This is a genomic window from Bacillus sp. 204(2023) (assembly GCF_037027505.1).
GTDB lineage: Bacteria > Bacillota > Bacilli > Bacillales > Bacillaceae > Bacillus > Bacillus subtilis.
On the sequence record NZ_JAXCHE010000010.1, the window covers coordinates 1 to 18,313 of the forward strand.

Annotated in this window: 13 protein-coding genes, 21 tRNA genes and 1 rRNA gene; 30 read left to right on the plus strand and 5 right to left on the minus strand. The window is 45.0% G+C overall.

The features are described from left to right. The first annotated feature begins 65 nt into the window (after positions 1–65). From rrf to glgP, 27 genes are all read left to right on the plus strand, one after another. A 5S ribosomal RNA gene (gene rrf / locus WA279_RS17650) occupies positions 66–181 on the plus strand. Between the two features lie 22 nt (positions 182–203). Beyond that, positions 204–279 (plus strand) — tRNA-Val (locus WA279_RS17655). 32 nt (positions 280–311) lie between these two features. Then, a tRNA-Thr gene (locus WA279_RS17660) sits at positions 312–387 on the plus strand. Between the two features lie 37 nt (positions 388–424). Then, positions 425–500, plus strand: a tRNA-Lys gene (locus WA279_RS17665). A 10-nt stretch (positions 501–510) separates the two neighbouring features. Next, positions 511–597, plus strand: a tRNA-Leu gene (locus WA279_RS17670). Positions 598–602: 5 nt separating this feature from the next. Beyond that, positions 603–677, plus strand: a tRNA-Gly gene (locus WA279_RS17675). Between the two features lie 14 nt (positions 678–691). Then, positions 692–777, plus strand: a tRNA-Leu gene (locus tag WA279_RS17680). A gap of 9 nt (positions 778–786) precedes the next feature. Next, positions 787–863 (plus strand) — tRNA-Arg (locus WA279_RS17685). Between the two features lie 15 nt (positions 864–878). Next, positions 879–955 (plus strand) — tRNA-Pro (locus WA279_RS17690). 5 nt (positions 956–960) lie between these two features. Continuing rightward, positions 961–1,033: transfer RNA gene (locus tag WA279_RS17695), tRNA-Ala, on the plus strand. Positions 1,034–1,053: 20 nt separating this feature from the next. After that, positions 1,054–1,130, plus strand: a tRNA-Met gene (locus WA279_RS17700). Positions 1,131–1,132: 2 nt separating this feature from the next. Then, positions 1,133–1,209, plus strand: a tRNA-Ile gene (locus WA279_RS17705). A gap of 6 nt (positions 1,210–1,215) precedes the next feature. Beyond that, positions 1,216–1,308, plus strand: a tRNA-Ser gene (locus tag WA279_RS17710). Between the two features lie 17 nt (positions 1,309–1,325). Continuing rightward, a tRNA-Met gene (locus WA279_RS17715) sits at positions 1,326–1,402 on the plus strand. Positions 1,403–1,413: 11 nt separating this feature from the next. Beyond that, positions 1,414–1,490: transfer RNA gene (locus WA279_RS17720), tRNA-Asp, on the plus strand. Positions 1,491–1,502: 12 nt separating this feature from the next. Further along, positions 1,503–1,578, plus strand: a tRNA-Phe gene (locus tag WA279_RS17725). Between the two features lie 17 nt (positions 1,579–1,595). After that, positions 1,596–1,671, plus strand: a tRNA-His gene (locus tag WA279_RS17730). A 10-nt stretch (positions 1,672–1,681) separates the two neighbouring features. After that, positions 1,682–1,755 (plus strand) — tRNA-Gly (locus WA279_RS17735). Between the two features lie 15 nt (positions 1,756–1,770). Next, positions 1,771–1,847: transfer RNA gene (locus WA279_RS17740), tRNA-Ile, on the plus strand. 12 nt (positions 1,848–1,859) lie between these two features. Continuing rightward, positions 1,860–1,934: transfer RNA gene (locus WA279_RS17745), tRNA-Asn, on the plus strand. A gap of 3 nt (positions 1,935–1,937) precedes the next feature. Continuing rightward, positions 1,938–2,028 (plus strand) — tRNA-Ser (locus WA279_RS17750). Positions 2,029–2,053: 25 nt separating this feature from the next. Then, positions 2,054–2,125, plus strand: a tRNA-Glu gene (locus WA279_RS17755). A gap of 231 nt (positions 2,126–2,356) precedes the next feature. Further along, positions 2,357–4,240, plus strand: coding sequence for a 1,4-alpha-glucan branching enzyme (glgB, locus tag WA279_RS17760; protein ID WP_336156172.1), 1,884 nt, complete (start codon positions 2,357–2,359; stop codon positions 4,238–4,240). Beyond that, complete coding sequence (locus WA279_RS17765; RefSeq protein WP_038829923.1) at positions 4,237–5,379, plus strand: glucose-1-phosphate adenylyltransferase; 1,143 nt, start codon at positions 4,237–4,239, stop codon at positions 5,377–5,379. Before glgB ends, WA279_RS17765 begins: the two co-directional genes overlap by 4 nt. Positions 5,380–5,402: 23 nt before the next feature. Next, the gene (gene glgD / locus WA279_RS17770) at positions 5,403–6,434 is read left to right on the plus strand and encodes a glucose-1-phosphate adenylyltransferase subunit GlgD (protein WP_336156173.1); all 1,032 of its coding nucleotides are present in this window, start codon (positions 5,403–5,405) and stop codon (positions 6,432–6,434) included. Continuing rightward, positions 6,431–7,885, plus strand: a complete 1,455-nt coding sequence (gene glgA / locus WA279_RS17775; protein WP_336156174.1) for a glycogen synthase GlgA — start codon at positions 6,431–6,433, stop codon at positions 7,883–7,885. The genes glgD and glgA overlap by 4 nt, the downstream gene beginning before the upstream one ends. Further along, entirely contained in the window at positions 7,872–10,268 is a 2,397-nt protein-coding gene (gene glgP, locus WA279_RS17780) for a glycogen phosphorylase GlgP (RefSeq protein WP_336156175.1), read from the plus strand. The genes glgA and glgP overlap by 14 nt, the downstream gene beginning before the upstream one ends. Before the next feature lie 30 nt (positions 10,269–10,298). Here the strand turns inward: glgP and WA279_RS17785 are convergent, their stop codons facing one another. Then, positions 10,299–10,766, minus strand: a complete 468-nt coding sequence (locus WA279_RS17785) for a TspO/MBR family protein (protein ID WP_336156176.1) — start codon at positions 10,764–10,766, stop codon at positions 10,299–10,301. A 79-nt stretch (positions 10,767–10,845) separates the two neighbouring features. Next, the gene (gene cotI / locus WA279_RS17790; protein WP_336156177.1) at positions 10,846–11,919 is read right to left on the minus strand and encodes a spore coat kinase CotI; all 1,074 of its coding nucleotides are present in this window, start codon (positions 11,917–11,919) and stop codon (positions 10,846–10,848) included. A gap of 189 nt (positions 11,920–12,108) precedes the next feature. On the opposite strand from cotI, the gene cotSA reads away from it, so the two are divergent. Genes cotSA through WA279_RS17805 form a run of 3 tightly spaced genes read left to right on the plus strand, consistent with a single transcriptional unit; the run spans position 12,109 to position 14,748 of the window. Beyond that, the gene (gene cotSA, locus WA279_RS17795) at positions 12,109–13,242 is read left to right on the plus strand and encodes a spore coat protein CotSA (protein ID WP_336156178.1); all 1,134 of its coding nucleotides are present in this window, start codon (positions 12,109–12,111) and stop codon (positions 13,240–13,242) included. 14 nt (positions 13,243–13,256) lie between these two features. Further along, a complete protein-coding gene (gene cotS / locus WA279_RS17800) occupies positions 13,257–14,312 on the plus strand; it encodes a spore coat putative kinase CotS (protein WP_181220068.1) in 1,056 nt (351 codons plus the stop codon). Between the two features lies 1 nt (position 14,313). Then, a complete protein-coding gene (locus WA279_RS17805) occupies positions 14,314–14,748 on the plus strand; it encodes a hypothetical protein (RefSeq protein ID WP_336156179.1) in 435 nt (144 codons plus the stop codon). A gap of 73 nt (positions 14,749–14,821) precedes the next feature. Here WA279_RS17805 and WA279_RS17810 read toward each other — a convergent pair whose 3' ends face one another. Genes WA279_RS17810 through WA279_RS17820 form a run of 3 tightly spaced genes read right to left on the minus strand, consistent with a single transcriptional unit; the run spans position 14,822 to position 18,281 of the window. Then, positions 14,822–16,045, minus strand: coding sequence for a glycosyltransferase family 4 protein (locus tag WA279_RS17810; protein ID WP_336156180.1), 1,224 nt, complete (start codon positions 16,043–16,045; stop codon positions 14,822–14,824). A gap of 2 nt (positions 16,046–16,047) precedes the next feature. Then, positions 16,048–16,998: an NAD-dependent epimerase/dehydratase family protein gene (locus WA279_RS17815; protein WP_336156181.1), complete on the minus strand. Its 951-nt coding sequence runs from the start codon at positions 16,996–16,998 to the stop codon at positions 16,048–16,050. After that, a complete protein-coding gene (locus tag WA279_RS17820; protein WP_336156183.1) occupies positions 16,995–18,281 on the minus strand; it encodes a UDP-glucose dehydrogenase family protein in 1,287 nt (428 codons plus the stop codon). The genes WA279_RS17815 and WA279_RS17820 overlap by 4 nt, the downstream gene beginning before the upstream one ends. Between the last annotated feature and the right edge of the window lie 32 nt (positions 18,282–18,313).

Consider the following 18,313-nt stretch of genomic DNA (forward strand, 5'->3'; position numbering starts at 1 on the left):
ACTTAACCATATTTTTGAATGATGTCACACCTGTTATCTAGTTTTGAGAGAACACTCTCAATTTGTTTGGTGGCGATAGCGAAGAGGTCACACCCGTTCCCATACCGAACACGGAAGTTAAGCTCTTTAGCGCCGATGGTAGTCGGGGGTTTCCCCCTGTGAGAGTAGGACGCCGCCAAGCAATTGCACGTTAGTGCAATTATGGAGGATTAGCTCAGCTGGGAGAGCATCTGCCTTACAAGCAGAGGGTCGGCGGTTCGAGCCCGTCATCCTCCACCATTTTTCATTATACATATCGGTTTTACATATATGCCGGTGTAGCTCAATTGGTAGAGCAACTGACTTGTAATCAGTAGGTTGGGGGTTCAAGTCCTCTTGCCGGCACCACTTTTATATGATATAATATTCAAGTCTCTTGTAAGAAGAGCCATTAGCTCAGTTGGTAGAGCATCTGACTTTTAATCAGAGGGTCGAAGGTTCGAGTCCTTCATGGCTCACCATTTACATGTTGCGGATGTGGCGGAATTGGCAGACGCGCTAGAATCAGGCTCTAGTGTCTTTACAGACGTGGGGGTTCAAGTCCCTTCATCCGCACCATTTCTGCGGAAGTAGTTCAGTGGTAGAACACCACCTTGCCAAGGTGGGGGTCGCGGGTTCGAATCCCGTCTTCCGCTCCAACTATACCATCCACGCCGGGGTGGTGGAATTGGCAGACACACAGGACTTAAAATCCTGCGGTAGGTGACTACCGTGCCGGTTCAAGTCCGGCCCTCGGCATTAAGTTTTGCGCCCGTAGCTCAATTGGATAGAGCGTTTGACTACGGATCAAAAGGTTAGGGGTTCGACTCCTCTCGGGCGCGCCATGATCTATATGAAATCGGGAAGTAGCTCAGCTTGGTAGAGCACATGGTTTGGGACCATGGGGTCGCAGGTTCGAATCCTGTCTTCCCGACCATTCTTGGGGCCTTAGCTCAGCTGGGAGAGCGCCTGCTTTGCACGCAGGAGGTCAGCGGTTCGATCCCGCTAGGCTCCACTTGGTTTCAAAAAATATTTGGCGGTGTAGCTCAGCTGGCTAGAGCGTACGGTTCATACCCGTGAGGTCGGGGGTTCGATCCCCTCCGCCGCTACCAATGGACCTTTAGCTCAGTTGGTTAGAGCAGACGGCTCATAACCGTCCGGTCGTAGGTTCGAGTCCTACAAGGTCCACCACTATACGGAGGAATACCCAAGTCTGGCTGAAGGGATCGGTCTTGAAAACCGACAGGGGTGTCAAAGCCCGCGGGGGTTCGAATCCCTCTTCCTCCGCCATACATATTCCTAATCATCGCGGGGTGGAGCAGTTCGGTAGCTCGTCGGGCTCATAACCCGAAGGTCGCAGGTTCAAATCCTGCCCCCGCAACCAAATTTTAAAATGGTCCGGTAGTTCAGTTGGTTAGAATGCCTGCCTGTCACGCAGGAGGTCGCGGGTTCGAGTCCCGTCCGGACCGCCATTTAAATACTTAGGCTCGGTAGCTCAGTTGGTAGAGCAACGGACTGAAAATCCGTGTGTCGGCGGTTCGATTCCGTCCCGAGCCACCATTTATCATTATATTTTGGCGGTTGTGGCGAAGTGGTTAACGCACCAGATTGTGGCTCTGGCATTCGTGGGTTCGATTCCCATCAATCGCCCCAAATAAAAATTGCGGGTGTAGTTTAGTGGTAAAACCTCAGCCTTCCAAGCTGATGTCGTGGGTTCGATTCCCATCACCCGCTCCATTTCTATATCGTCATGGGCCTGTAGCTCAGCTGGTTAGAGCGCACGCCTGATAAGCGTGAGGTCGATGGTTCGAGTCCATTCAGGCCCACCATGACTTTTGTATTCCACAGTAGCTCAGTGGTAGAGCTATCGGCTGTTAACCGATCGGTCGCAGGTTCGAATCCTGCCTGTGGAGCCAAATGGAGAAGTACTCAAGTGGCTGAAGAGGCGCCCCTGCTAAGGGTGTAGGTCGTGTAAGCGGCGCGAGGGTTCAAATCCCTCCTTCTCCGCCATATGATTACAGATATAATAATTATCGGCCCGTTGGTCAAGCGGTTAAGACACCGCCCTTTCACGGCGGTAACACGGGTTCGAATCCCGTACGGGTCATCCAGAAGCCTTGCATATCCTGCAAGGTTTTTTTGTTTTCTAAATCATGATATGTCTTAGATTTTGTTCTTTATTTTAAAAACAGGCTACAAAAATCTCCATATATTTCGTTTTTCTTCAGAAAATGAAGTTAATTGTCTATAAGTATAAGCGCTTTCAGGAAAGGGCTTTTTTTTATTTCTTCGAATAAATACTATAAATGAAAACTATGATGTCAGAAAGGATGATTACATGGCCGCTGCCAGCCCGACAGCACATGATGTTTATCTTTTTCACGAAGGCAGTCTGTTTAAAAGCTATCAGCTGTTTGGCTCGCATTACCGCGAGCTGAATGGCAAAAGCGGATATGAATTCTGTGTGTGGGCGCCTCATGCGTCGGAAGTACGAGTGGCTGGAGATTTTAACAGCTGGTCTGCAGAAGAGCATGTGATGCACAGAGTGAATGATAATGGCATTTGGACGTTATTTATTCCAGGTATAGAAGAAAAGGAACGATATAAATATGAAATCGTGACGAATAACGGTGAGATCAGGCTGAAGGCAGATCCATACGCTATTTATTCAGAAGTCAGACCAAACACAGCGTCACTTACTTACGATTTGGAAGGGTATAGCTGGCAAGATCAAAAATGGCAAAAGAAACAGAAGGCTATGACGCTGTATGAAAAACCTGTTTTCATTTATGAACTGCATCTTGGGTCTTGGAAGAAGCATTCTGATGGCAGGCATTATTCCTATAAAGAATTAAGTCAGATGCTTATCCCTTATATCAAGGAGCATGGGTTTACCCATATTGAACTGCTTCCGGTGTATGAGCATCCATATGATCGTTCATGGGGGTACCAAGGAACGGGGTATTACAGCCCGACAAGCAGGTTTGGCACGCCGCATGATCTGATGAAGTTTGTTGATGAATGTCATCAACAAAATATCGGAGTCATTTTGGATTGGGTCCCCGGACATTTTTGTAAAGATGCACATGGCCTTTATATGTTTGATGGAGAACCGCTTTATGAATACAAAGAAGAACGTGATCGGGAGAACTGGTTATGGGGCACGGCAAACTTTGACCTGGGAAAACCGGAAGTTCATAGTTTTTTAATTTCGAATGCGTTGTACTGGGCGGAATTCTATCATATAGATGGATTTAGGGTTGATGCAGTGGCTAATATCTTGTATTGGCCAAATCAGGATGAACGCCACACGAATCCATATGCTGTTGATTTTTTAAAAAAACTCAATCAAACCATGAGAGAGGCATATCCCCATGTGATGATGATTGCGGAAGATTCTACAGAATGGCCTCAAGTGACAGGTGCCGTTGAGGAAGGGGGGCTTGGTTTTCATTATAAATGGAATATGGGATGGATGAATGACGTACTGAAATACATGGAGACGCCGCCCGAAGAAAGGCGGCATTGTCATCAGCTTATCTCTTTTTCATTACTATATGCGTTTAGTGAGCATTTTGTATTGCCGTTTTCTCATGATGAAGTCGTATACGGAAAAAAATCACTTCTTAATAAAATGCCTGGTGACTACTGGCAGAAATTTGCCCAGTATCGGCTTTTGCTGGGCTATATGACAGTGCATCCCGGAAAGAAATTGATCTTTATGGGATCAGAGTTTGCCCAATTTGATGAATGGAAAGATACAGAACAGCTTGATTGGTTTTTGGACTCCTTCCCCATGCATCAGAAAGCCAGCGTTTTTACGCAAGATCTTCTCCGCTTTTACCAAAAAAGCAAAATCCTTTATGAGCATGACCATCGTGCACAATCGTTTGAATGGATTGATGTCCATAATGACGAACAATCAATCTTTTCTTTTATTCGTTATGGCAAAAAGCACGGTGAGGCGCTTGTCATCATTTGTAATTTTACACCCGTGGTCTATCATCAATATGATGTTGGAGTTCCTTTTTTTACTCAATACATTGAAGTGCTTAACAGTGACAGTGAAACATATGGAGGCTCAGGGCAAATCAACAAAAAGCCGTTATCGGCTAAAAAGGGAGCACTTCATCATAAACCGTGTTATATCACGATGACCATCCCCCCTTACGGCATCTCGATTTTACGGGCGGTTAAAAAAAGAGGAGAGATAAAAAGATGAAAAAACAATGTGTAGCCATGCTCCTTGCCGGCGGGAAGGGCAGCCGTCTCAGCGGATTAACAAAAAATATGGCCAAACCGGCTGTATCTTTCGGGGGAAAATACAGGATTATTGATTTTACCCTAAGCAACTGTTCTAATTCAGGCATAGACACAGTCGGGATTTTAACGCAATATCAGCCGCTTGAGCTGAATTCCTATATTGGGATCGGCAGTGCATGGGATCTGGATAGATATAATGGCGGCGTGACGGTTTTACCCCCTTATGCCGAGTCATCAGAAGTCAAATGGTATAAAGGGACGGCAAGCGCCATTTATGAAAATCTCAATTATTTGAATCAGTATGATCCTGAGTATGTACTGATTTTATCAGGAGATCACATATACAAAATGGACTACGGCAAAATGCTTGATTATCACATTGAAAAGAAAGCAGATGTGACCATCTCTGTCATCGAAGTGGGCTGGGAGGAAGCAAGCCGGTTCGGCATCATGAAGGCCAATCCAGATGGGACGATCACACATTTTGATGAAAAGCCCAAATTCCCTAAGAGCAATCTTGCCTCAATGGGAATTTATATATTCAATTGGCCGCTTTTGAAACAGTATCTTGAGATGGACGATCAAAACCCTTATTCTAGCCACGACTTCGGCAAAGACATTATTCCTCTGCTTTTGGAAGAGAAAAAGAAGCTTTCTGCTTATCCGTTCAAGGGATATTGGAAGGATGTCGGAACGGTGCAGAGCTTGTGGGAAGCCAATATGGATTTGTTAAAAGAGGACTCGGAGCTGAAGCTGTTTGAACGCAAATGGAAAATTTACTCCGTCAATCCAAATCAGCCTCCGCAATTTATTTCATCTGATGCGCAGGTTCACGATTCGCTTGTGAACGAAGGTTGTGTTGTATATGGAAATGTGTCTCACTCCGTTCTTTTTCAAGGTGTGACTGTTGGAAAGCATACGACTGTTACATCATCCGTCATAATGCCGGATGTGACGATTGGGGAGCATGTAGTCATTGAAAATGCCATCGTTCCTAATGGGATGGTGCTGCCGGATGGCGCAGTGATTCGCTCCGAAAAAGACATTGAAGAGGTGCTGCTCGTTTCAGAGGAATTTGTAGAAAAAGAATTGATTTAATTACTGAAGAGGGGGCAGAGTCAGTGTTCAATAATCAAATGTTAGGTGTTATAGATGAAACCACATATAAGCATTCTCTTCAGGATTTAACAGCACAGCGGTCGCTCGGGGCGATCCCTTTTGCCGGCAGGTACCGACTGATTGATTTTATGCTTTCCAACATGGTGAATGCGGATATTAGGAGTGTTGCAATTTTTCCGAAGTATCGTTACCGTTCACTCATGGATCATCTTGGGGCGGGTAAGGAATGGGATTTGCACCGGAAAAAGGACGGCCTCTTTTTTTTCCCGTCTCCCCATCTTCATCACGAATACGATGAATTCGGTTCCTTTCGCCAGTTTTCGGACCATCTAGATTACTTCCACAGAAGCACTCAGCAATTTGCTGTAATCTCCAACAGCCATACCGTATGCAACATTCAATTTCAATATGTGCTGAAACGCCATCAGGAGGTTGGCTGCGATGTCACCGAGGTATTTCAGGACGGCCAGTCGCTGCAAATTTATATCATGTCTACAACACTTTTAAAAGATTTGATCTACGGACATAGTGAAAAAGGCTATAAAACCATTCAGGAGGCTGTTGAAAAGGAAGCTTCCGCTCTGACCATTTGCCCTTATGAATATTCAGGTTATGCCGCAGTTATTGATTCGGTGGAAAAATATTATACCCACAGTATGGAACTCATTCAGCCCCGTTTTTGGCAGCAGGTGTTTTTGCCGCAGCAGCCTATCTACACAAAAGTGAAGGATGAACCGCCTACGAAATACGGAAAACACAGCACTGTCAAAAATTCTTTGGTGGCAAACGGCTGTGTGCTTGAAGGAGAGGTTGAAAACTGCATTTTGTTCAGGGCGGTCCATGTCGGAAAGGGAACGAAGCTGAAAAACTGTATTATTATGCAAAAAACGCAGATTGGCGAGGATTGCCTTCTTGAGCAGGTCATTTCTGATAAGGACGTTAAAATCGGCAAGGCGACGGAAGCTGCTGGAACAGCTGACCAGCCGCTTGTATTAAGAAAAGGTTTGGTGCAAGGAGAGCTGATGAATTCTTGAAGATATTATTTGCTGTGTCTGAATGCACCCCATTTGTTAAATCAGGAGGTCTTGCCGATGTAGCAGGCGCTCTTCCGAAGGCGCTTGCGCGATTAGGCAATGAAGTATATGTGATGCTGCCGAAGTACAGCCAAATACCTGAGCCGTGGAAAAAGCGTATGAAGAAAAAGGCTGAGTGTACGGTAGCTGTCGGCTGGCGTCAGCAATATTGCGGTATTGAACATATGGCCGAAGATGATGTGAATTATTACTTCATCGACAATGAGTACTATTTCAACAGGGATTCGTTGTACGGGCATTATGATGACGGTGAACGGTTTGCCTTTTTTTCAAGAGCTGTGCTGGAGACTGCCAAAGTTGTGAATGTTCAAGCCGATATTGTTCATACTCACGATTGGCATACAGCGATGGTCAATTATTTGCTGAAAGAGGAGTACAGAAAACATCCTTTTTATGAACGGATGAAAAGCGTGCTCACGATCCACAACCTGCAGTTTCAAGGCATATTCCCTCCTGATGTCACACATGACTTGCTGGGTCTTGAGATGGATCATTTTCATTATGAAAGGTTAGAATGCAACGGATTTGTTAATTTTATGAAGGCGGGCATCATTGCGGCTGATCATGTGACAACTGTGAGCCCCACTTACAGAAATGAAATCATGACGCCGTATTATGGTGAGCAGTTGGAACAGGTTTTGCAATATAGGGAAGATGATGTAACCGGCATATTAAATGGCATTGATGATACGTTCTATCAGCCGAAAAGCGACCCTTATATAGAGGCGCAATACGATTCAGGGGATCTTGCATGCAAGTTGGAAAACAAAACGAAGCTTCAGCGGCGGATAGGGCTTCCAGAGAAAAACGATATTCCGCTGATTAGTATGGTGACAAGGCTCACTAAACAAAAGGGGCTTGATCTTGTCCGCAGAATTATGCACGAACTTCTTGAGGAGCAAGACATACAGCTGGTTGTGCTGGGCACAGGAGAACGTGAATTTGAAGATTATTTCCGGTATGCAGAATTTGCTTTTCATGAGAAGTGCCGGGCTTATATCGGGTTTGATGAGCCGCTAGCCCATCAAATTTATGCGGGCTCTGATATGTTTTTGATGCCGTCGAAATTTGAGCCGTGCGGTTTGGGGCAGCTCATTGCTCTTCAATATGGCGCCATTCCGATTGTCAGGGAAACGGGCGGTCTTTACGACACTGTCCGTGCCTATCAGGAGAAAGAGGGAACGGGCAATGGCTTTACGTTTTCTGCCTTTAATGCGCATGATCTGAAATTTACGATTGAAAGGGCGCTGTCGTTTTATCGCCAACAGGATGTATGGCAGAGCATCATGAAGACCGCAATGAATGCAGATTACAGCTGGGGGAAGTCGGCTAAAGAGTATCAGCGTATTTTCGAGCAGGTGACAAGGAGTGGACGGGATGTTCTCGAGTGAAGAACGCTTTGCAGACTTATTTTTAAAGCGTCTGGAAATGACGTGCGGAAAAAGTTTTAAAGATTCTGCCAAGCTGGATCAATATAAAACGTTGGGCAATATGGTCAGAGAGTATATCAGCGCTGATTGGATCGAAACGAATGAAAAAAGCAGATCAAATTCCGGGAAGCAGACATATTATTTATCAATCGAATTTCTGCTCGGTCAGCTCCTTGAGCAAAACTTAATGAATCTTGGTGTTCGTGATGTTGTAGAAGCTGGTTTAAAGGAAATCGGCATCAATTTAGAGGAGATCCTTCAGATAGAGAACGATGCAGGTCTCGGCAATGGCGGACTTGGGCGCTTGGCCGCTTGCTTTTTAGATTCGCTTGCTTCGTTGAACCTGCCTGGGCACGGCATGGGCATACGTTATAAGCATGGTTTGTTTGAGCAAAAAATTGTAGACGGGCATCAGGTGGAGCTGCCTGAGCAATGGCTGAAAAACGGGAACGTATGGGAAGTAAGGAATGCGGATCAAGCAGTGGACGTGCCGTTTTGGGGCGAAGTCCATATGACAGAAAAAAGCGGGCGCCTGCATTTTCGCCACGAACAAGCGACAATTGTTACCGCTGTTCCTTATGATATCCCGATCATCGGCTATGAAACGGGCACTGTCAACACGTTAAGGCTTTGGAACGCCGAGCCCTATGCGCATTATCACGGCGGTAATATTTTGTCTTATAAGCGGGAAACAGAAGCGGTTTCTGAATTCTTATATCCCGATGACACCCATGATGAGGGGAAAATTTTACGGCTGAAGCAGCAGTATTTTTTAGTATGCGCAAGCTTAAAAAGCATTGTGAACAATTACCGAAAAACACATAAATCTTTATCCGGCCTGCATAAAAAAGTGAGCATTCATATTAATGACACTCACCCTGCGCTTGCGGTGCCTGAGCTGATGCGGATTTTGCTCGATGAAGAGAACATGAGCTGGGAAGAAGCTTGGCATATCACTGTACATACGATTTCTTATACAAATCATACAACATTGTCAGAAGCGCTCGAGAAATGGCCGATTCATTTGTTTAAGCCGCTGCTCCCGCGAATGTACATGATTATTGAAGAGATCAATGAGAGGTTTTGCCGTGCAGTTTGGGAAAAGTATCCTGGAGACTGGAAAAGGATAGAGGACATGGCGATTACAGCGCATGGAGTTGTCAAAATGGCTCATCTGGCCATAGTAGGCAGCTACAGTGTAAATGGCGTTGCAAAAATACATTCCGATATATTAAAGGAAAGGGAGATGCACGACTTTCACTTGCTGTTCCCGAATCGTTTTAACAATAAGACGAATGGAATTGCCCACAGGCGCTGGCTGTTAAAAGCGAATCCAGGCTTGTCTGCCATCATTACAGAGGCGATCGGCGATGAATGGGTCAAACAGCCGGAATCACTGATCCGTTTAGAACCGTACGCCTCTGATCCTGCATTTATTGAACAGTTTCAAAACAACAAAAGCAAGAAAAAACAAGAGCTTGCCGATTTGATTTTTTGCACGGCCGGGGTGGTTGTGAACCCTGACAGCATATTCGACGTACAGGTGAAACGGCTTCATGCATATAAACGGCAGCTGTTGAATGTTCTTCACATTATGTATTTGTATAACCGCCTCAAGGAGGATTCGGGGTTTTCAATCTACCCGCAAACCTTTATTTTCGGGGCAAAGGCTTCACCAAGCTATTATTATGCCAAGAAAATCATTAAGCTGATCCATTCTGTCGCAGAAAAAGTCAATTATGATCCGGCGGTCAAACAGTTGATCAAAGTTGTTTTTTTAGAAAATTATAGAGTTTCTATGGCTGAGCGAATTTTTCCGGCATCAGACGTAAGTGAGCAAATTTCAACCGCAAGCAAGGAAGCGTCTGGTACAGGGAATATGAAGTTTATGATGAACGGGGCTTTGACGATCGGCACGCATGACGGCGCAAATATCGAGATCCTTGAGCGGGTGGGACCTGACTGTATTTACACGTTCGGCTTAAAGGCGGATGAGGTTCTATCGTATCAGGAAAACGGCGGCTATAGATCGAGGGAATATTATCAGCATGACAGGAGAATCAGGCAGGTAGCGGATCAGCTGATCAATGGTTTTTTCGAAGGAGAAGCAGATGAATTTGAATCGATCTTTGACTCGCTGCTTCCGCATAATGATGAGTATTTTGTGCTGAAGGATTTCAGCTCATATGCAGATGCGCAGGAGCGAATTCAAGCTGATTATCGAGAGCGAAGGAAATGGTCTGAGCGTTCGATTGTAAACATTGCTCATTCTGGATATTTCTCCAGTGACCGCACGATCTGGGAATATGCGAAGGACATTTGGGGCATCAAGCCGATGATGTGAAAAAGCCGCTGTATAAGCGGCTTTTTTTGTTCACAGATTCATTGAATTGATTGTAAAGGATAAGAACGTCGCAAATGCACTCCATAAAAAATAAGGCAAAAGAAGATAGCTTGCGGCTCTGCTGTATTTTTTGGCAATGATCAGTAATACGATTGCTGTGATGGCGACAAGCAGGCAGTCAAGCGATGCAGCCAGCAGATTTTTTTGCGTAAACTGGAAATAGCTGAATGCTTGATTGAGCACGTAATTTATCAAAAGTGTAAACCAAAAGCTTTTCGCACCTTTAAATGAAAACGAAGCATATACAATGGCTGCTGAAAGGGAGATCAGGGCAAACAGGATGGCCCAAATGATCCCGATCGCAGTTCCGCTTGGCGTCCAGTCCGGTTTTTTCAATGAATTGTACCATTCTTGGTCCACAGGAAACAGGTAGCCTGCGGCTGAAAACAGCGCATATGTAATCACAAAAACGGCTAAAGCGCCGACAATCTTTTTCATATTTGCAACCTCCGCATGTATTTATTTACCCTTTATCTTATAAAGATCAAACCCCCGATATGCGGGGGAAATGATGGTCTTAAATAAGCTGCTGCAATGCGTTTGATTTAATGCGTTCATATTCAAAAGCTGATTCTAATTCTTCCTTCGGTAAAGCAGACTTGCGGACGTATTTTTCGCGAATGACATCGTAAAGCTCGTAAGGAAACAGCATATCAATAAACATGACTTGTTTTTGTTCTTCAGTTAATGGGGCTCTGGATTCGTATGCGTTCAGCATGACATGAAATGTTTCTTCATCCCAAACGCCCGTCGTATCCAAAAGCGGAATAATCATTTTGCGCAAATCGCGAATAGGCAGATCAAATGAAACGGTATCTAAGTCAATGACCCAAATCTGTTCATTTTCTCCTAAGAGTGTATTTCCGGTTCCGTAATCCTGGTGGCAAAGGTTAGGGCTTTTTTTCAGCTGTTCAGTCCATGGAACATAGGTCGACTGCAAAAGCCGGTCTTTGATGCGCAGCCCGTCTTCAATAAAGCCATCTATCTCCTGAAGATAAAGCTGTGAGAAAGGATCTTCTTTTTCCGCCTCCGCCATCAGCTTCCACGTTTCCATCTGTTTGCATCGTTTCGTGTAGTGATTCGGCCAGCGACCTAATTTGGTAAATACGGGAACGCCATTTGGCGGCTGATATCCGACGGAAGCTGTATGAAAATCAGCAAGGCCTTTCATGATAAACTCCAAGTCCTGCTTTACAGTCAGCTCAAACGGTCTTCCTTCGATCCAGTCATATACGACAAATAGAAATGAGCCGTGCTTAGAATATAGGCTACCTTTTTTGTTTGGGAGTATGCCAGGAACTTTCATGCCTTTTTTTGCTAAATAGTCCTGCGCGAAAATGGAAAACAACGCTTTCTTTTCTGGCCTGTGTATTCGTTTTAGACAAACCGCGCCGGAGTCTGTGTGGACCTTCCAGACAAGCGCCATCTGGTTTCCCTGAATGACGTCTATTTTTTCAGCCTGCACATCCCATCCTTGAAGCACATTTTCAGCCAGCTCCGTTAATTTTTTTGCATCTTCTGCTGATAAAGGAAGCTCTGATGAATTCCCCTCCTCAATGACTTCATGGTTTTCTGCCATTAAAGGACACATCCTTACCTGTTTTACTCCTACCTTATGAATCAAAAGGAAAAAATGATTGAGTTATTTGACTATATTTAATAGATGAATCTGGTTGTTTACCCGTTTTGTTTTTAGGGCAGTCCCATTCCGCACAAGTTGGTTGTTCAGCCGTATCATGATTCTAACTAGTTAAAAATCATGCAGGAATGGAGGCTATGTATGAAAATAGCACTGATCGCCACAGAGAAGCTTCCTGTCCCATCGGTTCGAGGAGGCGCCATTCAAATCTACCTCGAAGCGGTTGCCCCTTTAATTGCCAAAAAACATGAGGTGACTGTGTTTTCTATTAAAGATCCGAATCTCGCTGATAGAGAGAAGGTAGACGGTGTCCATTATGTGCATTTGGATGAAGACCGTTATGAAGAAGCCGTTGGAGCAGAGCTGAAAAAGAGCCGTTTTGATCTTGTGCATGTTTGTAATCGCCCAAGCTGGGTTCCGAAATTGAAGAAACAGGCGCCGGATGCTGTTTTTATTTTAAGCGTTCACAATGAAATGTTCGCTTACGATAAAATCAGCCAGACGGAAGGCGAGATTTGCATCGACTCCGTAGCGCAGATTGTTACGGTCAGCGATTATATCGGACAGACGATCACAAGCCGTTTTCCGTCAGCACGATCAAAAACACAAACGGTGTATTCCGGTGTGGATTTAAAAACGTACCACCCTCGCTGGACGAATGAAGGGCAGCGGGCTCGCGAAGAGATGCGAAGCGAGCTGGGGCTTCACGGCAAAAAAATCGTCTTGTTTGTCGGCCGGCTTAGCAAAGTCAAAGGCCCGCACATATTATTGCAGGCTTTGCCGGACATCATTGAGGAGCACCCCGATGTCATGATGGTGTTTATCGGGTCAAAATGGTTCGGAGATAATGAATTAAATAACTATGTCAAACATCTTCATACCCTCGGTGCGATGCAAAAGGATCATGTCACATTTATTCAATTTGTGAAGCCAAAGGACATTCCGCGCCTTTATACCATGTCAGATGTATTTGTATGCTCTTCGCAATGGCAGGAGCCTTTAGCAAGGGTGCATTATGAAGCGATGGCTGCGGGACTTCCTATTATTACAAGCAATCGGGGAGGCAATCCAGAGGTCATAGAGGAAGGGAAAAACGGCTACATCATTCATGACTTTGAAAATCCTAAACAATATGCCGAACATATCAATGATTTGCTGAGCAGCTCGGAAAAGCGGGAACGGCTTGGGAAATACAGCCGCCGTGAGGCAGAAAGCAATTTTGGCTGGCAGAGGGTGGCTGAAAATCTGCTCAGCGTCTATGAAAAGAACAGATAGAAGGGGTGAACAGAGTGTACCAAAAAGAGCATGAAGAACAGATTGTGTCCGAAATTCTCAGCTATTATCCTTTTCATATTGACAATGTGGCGCTGAAATCGAACAAAAGTGGGCGCAAAATCTGGGAAATACAAACTGATCATGGCCCAAAGCTGCTAAAAGAAGCGCAAATGAAACCGGAGCGGATGCTTTTTATCACTCAGGCACACGCCCATTTACAAGAGAAAGGGCTGCCGATAGCACCGATTCATCAAACAAAAAATGGCGGTAGCTGCTTGGGCACGGATCAGGTTTCTTACAGCTTATATGACAAAGTGACAGGAAAAGAAATGATTTACTATGATGCAGAGCAAATGAAAAAAGTCATGTCATTTGCCGGCCATTTTCATCATGCCTCAAAAGGATATGTTTGCACAGATGAAAGCAAGAAGAGAAGCAGGCTGGGAAAATGGCACAAATTGTACCGATGGAAGTTGCAGGAACTTGAAGGGAATATGCAGATCGCGGCATCCTATCCTGATGACGTATTTTCGCAAACTTTCTTAAAACATGCTGATAAAATGCTGGCAAGAGGAAAAGAAGCTCTTCAGGCGCTTGATGACTCAGAATACGAAACCTGGACAAAAGAAACGCTCGAGCATGGCGGATTCTGTTTTCAGGATTTTACATTGGCACGTTTGACAGAGATCGAAGGGGAGCCTTTTTTAAAGGAGCTTCACTCGATTACCTACGATTTGCCGTCAAGAGACCTTCGTATTCTGCTGAATAAAGTGATGGTTAAGCTTTCTGTATGGGATACTGATTTCATGGTTGCACTGCTTGCGTCCTACGACGCAGTGTATCCGCTCACAGAAAAACAGTACGAGGTACTTTGGATTGATCTCGCGTTTCCGCATTTGTTCTGTGCAATCGGGCACAAGTATTATTTGAAGCAAAAGAAAACGTGGTCAGATGAGAAGTATAACTGGGCGCTGCAAAACATGATTTCTGTTGAAGAATCTAAAGATTCGTTTTTGGATAAACTGCCGGAACTGTATAAAAAGATAAAAGCGTATCGGGAGGCGAATTGACATGAGGTCATCGAGACAAAAAGCCTCTATTTCTAAACTGGATCTCGACCAATTCGTATTTACACCGCCTGGACCGATGGGATGGCAGGCTCATGACTCAATCTCAGCTGAGAAGGAAGAAGAGGAGAAGCATTTAGATGTGGGCAGCATTCGAGAGCTCCCTCACATCAATGCACCGAAAGAATATCAAGAAGAAACGAAGGAAAAGGAAACAGATCACAAAATCGTCGATGATGAAGAAGAAACAAAATTCGAAACCACTCTGGAGCCTGAGGAGGAGCGTGATTCGAAACGCTCAGTATCCCCATATGAAGAAGAAGAGGAGGAAGATGAAGAACCAGACTTAGCGGAAGAAGCTAAAGTGGAAATCATCATTCTTCCAAGTGAATCTAAACCAGCTCCATGGTTTTCTCAAACCGTAAAGCGCAAGGCATAAAGTCATATTTATGCCTTTTTTCATGTTCTCTGCAGCAAAAAAACAGCCCGTTTTGCAACACGAGCTGTAGGTTTTATGTTTTTGCTTTCACAAAAAGCTGATTGATAGATGATAAATCAAAATTTTGCGTCAGAAAAGGCGGCGGAAATTGTTTGTTTTTCGGGGTCAGAACGGATTGGTAAACAGTATTGAGCCTTTTGGCCGCATGGGTAAAGGTAAATAAAGCTTCTACATGCTGTCGGGCGTTTTTTGTCATTTTGATCATTAATTCTTGATCTGTAAAGGCTCTGTCAATTGCTTTTGCAAATGAAGAAGGTTTGTTGTATCTGTCGATGACAAGGCCGGTGACTTCGTCTTTTACGACTTCTCCGTTTCCGCCCCGGTTTGTGGTAATTAAGGGCGTGCCGGCCGCCATTGCTTCATAATTCACACGGGCGAGGGGTTCGTTCCACTGAGAGCTGCACACAAATACATCTGCCATCAGAAAAAGGTTTGGGATGTCGTCAGCGGGAATGAATTTTGTAAAAATTATGTGGTCTCTGTATGGCAGCGCCAGCGTACGCAGATAGGTTACATATTGGTTTTCGCTGTCATCGCTGAACCACTTCCCGCCTGCTATGACCAGTACAGCATCAGGGTGCTGCTGCAAAATCCTTCTCATGCTGTGAATGAGAAGGTGAGGTCCTTTTGTCGGGCTTAAGCGGCCGGCGAATAAAATAACTTTTTTATCTTCAATACCGTATTTTTTCCGGTATGTTTTTCTGACAGCCGAGCCTTTCATTGTCCAGACAGGCGGATAAGAGTTTAAATCAACGCCGGAGTACACAACTTTTGTGATGTCCTCAGCTTCAGGAAAACGTTCAATGACGGTTTGTTTAATAAATTCGCTCACAGTTGTGATCATGGAGACATTGTCGAGTACTTCTTTTCCTTGCGCGAAGGTCATCTTTTTCTCAGAAAACATTTCGTTATGCAGGCTCAGAACGATCTTGCTGTTTGGTGAGGCTTTTTTATATAAAGAGACATTTAAAGGCCTGTTGAACACATGAATGAGGTCAAAGGAAGAGGCTCGCAGCTCTTCGGCTACCGCCTCGCGGTAATGTTCTTTTGGCAGATGGATATAATGTACGCCGTCTTTTGTTTCTCTTTTTGGAAGCGATGGATCTTCTATTGAAAAAATGGTCAGGTCGTACCTGCTGCTGAAATAGGGCGTGACACCGTCAATCATCATTTGAATAGCGCCGCCGCGTACTGCGGGCGCCGGCAGCTTTTCTGTACAGATAAAGGCAAGCTTCATTTTTATTCCCCCTGATACAGCGACGATAAATAGGCGATTTCGTTTGTCAAGCCATCCTTTAAGGATGTGGCGGGATTATAATGCAAGAGCTGTTTTGCTTTTGAAATATCCGCCCACGTGTTGCTCGGTTCCCCTGCTATTTTGTCCGAAAAGTGCAGTGTTGCTTTTCTGCCGGAAATATCCTCAATGAGGGAGACAACCTTTAAGACTGAGGCACGCTCTGCGCCGCCGATATTTACTGTTTCACCAATAAGGTGAGGCTTCCCAAGAACAGCGGTGATGCCTTTGACACAGTCGCCGATATAAGTGAAATCTCTTGACTGCTGCCCATCACCGAAGATGGTAAGCGGCTTTTGCTGAAGGTGCAGCTTAATGAGCCGGTGAAAAGCCATATCCGGCCGCTGTCTTGGCCCGTATACGGTAAAAAAACGGAGAATCACAATTGGAATGCCAAAGCTCTGTTGATACACATGGCAAAGCTTTTCTCCCGTAAGCTTTGTTACCCCGTACGGAGATAAAGGAGAAAGCGACGTGTTTTCGCTGACTTTTCCTTGTTTTTCGCCATAGACGGAAGAGGTGGATGCAAAGACGAACGTTTGAATAGCATGTTCCCGGCATGCCTCAAGGAGTCTTTGAAGCGCTTGGATATTATGTGCGGCATATGGGTGGAAATGACTGCCCCAGCTTGAGCGGACACCCGGAATGGCCGCCAAATGAAAGATGACGTCCACTCCTTCCAGTAAGGGCGAAAGATCCGCTGTCAGCAGATTTTCCTTTATGAACGTAAATCGTTTTTCTTGCAGCAGGGTTTTAAGGTTTTTTAATTTTAAGGAAAATGGAGTAGGACCGATAAAGTCATCGATTCCGATAACGTTATGTTTCTTATCTTTTAGTAATTCTTCGCAGAGGTGGGAGCCGATAAAGCCTGCTGCTCCTGTGACGAGTATTTTCATGGACGGCCAACTCCCGTACAGATCAGGCCGCAAGCCTCGATCAGTTCTTTTTTCAGTACGTTGCGCCCGTCAATCACAAGACGCCCTTTCATGATATCTGCAGCCTTTTTCCAATCAAACGCTAAAAACTCAGGCCATTCTGTCGCCAAAAATAAAAAGTCACTCTCTTCGATCGCATCAAAAGCTTGAGAATGCTGAGTTACATGTTGCCGCAAATGTTCTGGAAGTACAGCTTCAGGATCATATGCATGAACATCACATCCCAGCTCCGCCAGCCTTTCCATCAGTCTGACAGCCTGAGAATTCCTGATGTCATCGGTATTCGGTTTGAAGGAAATGCCAAGTACAGCCGCTTTCTTGCCTTGAAGTGTTTCGAAGAATGACTGTATTTTTTTGATATACAGGCCGAGCTGGGTGTCATTAATGTGCTGCACGGCTTGGAGCAGGAAGGTCTCCGTGTTTTTTTCCTGGGCAGCAAATTGCAGCGCCTGCAGATCCTTTGGAAAACAAGAGCCTCCGTATCCGATGCCTGCCTGCAAAAAGTGCTCCCCGATCCTTGGGTCTAGACCGATAGCGCGGGAAATATCTGAGATATCTGATTGATAGGCTTCACATATGCGGGCCATTTCGTTAATGAACGAAATTTTGGCCGCTAAAAAGAAATTGTTGGCATATTTGATCAGCTCTGCTCCCGCTAAGCTTGTAACGATAAAAGGGGTATCCATGTGTTTGTAAATGGATTTGACGATGGCTGCCGATACGTGATCTTCTTCCTGAACACCGATGACTGTTTTGTCAGGATGCAGCATGTCATATAAGGCATTGCCTTCCCGCAGAAACTCCGGATTGGATACGATATTAAAGAGGTTTTTAGACACTCCGGAGGCAATCAGCTGTTTTGCTATGTTTTCATTTGTCCCGGGCGGAACAGTGCTTTTCGTAATGATGGTTTTATACGATCGGATTGCCTCTCTTAAATCACCGATGACGGACTGCAGGGCTTTCGTATCAGCTGATCCGTCCGAACGCGGCGGGGTTCCGACTGCGATAAAAATAACGGGACATTCCTCCATGCTCGATTTCACTTCAGAAGAAAACGAGAGATTGCCGCAACGAAGTATTGCATCTGAAAGCCCAGGCTCGTAAAAGGGAATGACTCCTTTTTTCAGCTGCTCAATTTTTTTGACGTCTTTGTCTGTGCATATCATGTCATGTCCGATGGATGCCAGTGCCGCTGATAGGGTTAAACCGACATACCCGGCGCCAACCACACAAATTTTCATCACCTGAGCTCCTTTACAAGATTACTGGTCAT

What these genes read in the sequence shown, in the direction of transcription:
- glgB (WP_336156172.1), top strand. Translation starts at nt 2,357, where the DNA reads ATGGCCGCTGCCAGCCCGACAGCACATGATGTTTATCTTTTTCACGAA.
- WA279_RS17765 (WP_038829923.1), top strand. Translation starts at nt 4,237, where the DNA reads ATGAAAAAACAATGTGTAGCCATGCTCCTTGCCGGCGGGAAGGGCAGC.
- glgP (WP_336156175.1), top strand. Translation starts at nt 7,872, where the DNA reads ATGTTCTCGAGTGAAGAACGCTTTGCAGACTTATTTTTAAAGCGTCTG.
- WA279_RS17785 (WP_336156176.1), bottom strand. Translation starts at nt 10,766, where the DNA reads ATGAAAAAGATTGTCGGCGCTTTAGCCGTTTTTGTGATTACATATGCG.
- cotI (WP_336156177.1), bottom strand. Translation starts at nt 11,919, where the DNA reads ATGTGTCCTTTAATGGCAGAAAACCATGAAGTCATTGAGGAGGGGAAT.
- cotSA (WP_336156178.1), top strand. Translation starts at nt 12,109, where the DNA reads ATGAAAATAGCACTGATCGCCACAGAGAAGCTTCCTGTCCCATCGGTT.
- WA279_RS17805 (WP_336156179.1), top strand. Translation starts at nt 14,314, where the DNA reads ATGAGGTCATCGAGACAAAAAGCCTCTATTTCTAAACTGGATCTCGAC.
- WA279_RS17810 (WP_336156180.1), bottom strand. Translation starts at nt 16,045, where the DNA reads ATGAAGCTTGCCTTTATCTGTACAGAAAAGCTGCCGGCGCCCGCAGTA.
- WA279_RS17815 (WP_336156181.1), bottom strand. Translation starts at nt 16,998, where the DNA reads ATGAAAATACTCGTCACAGGAGCAGCAGGCTTTATCGGCTCCCACCTC.
- WA279_RS17820 (WP_336156183.1), bottom strand. Translation starts at nt 18,281, where the DNA reads ATGAAAATTTGTGTGGTTGGCGCCGGGTATGTCGGTTTAACCCTATCA.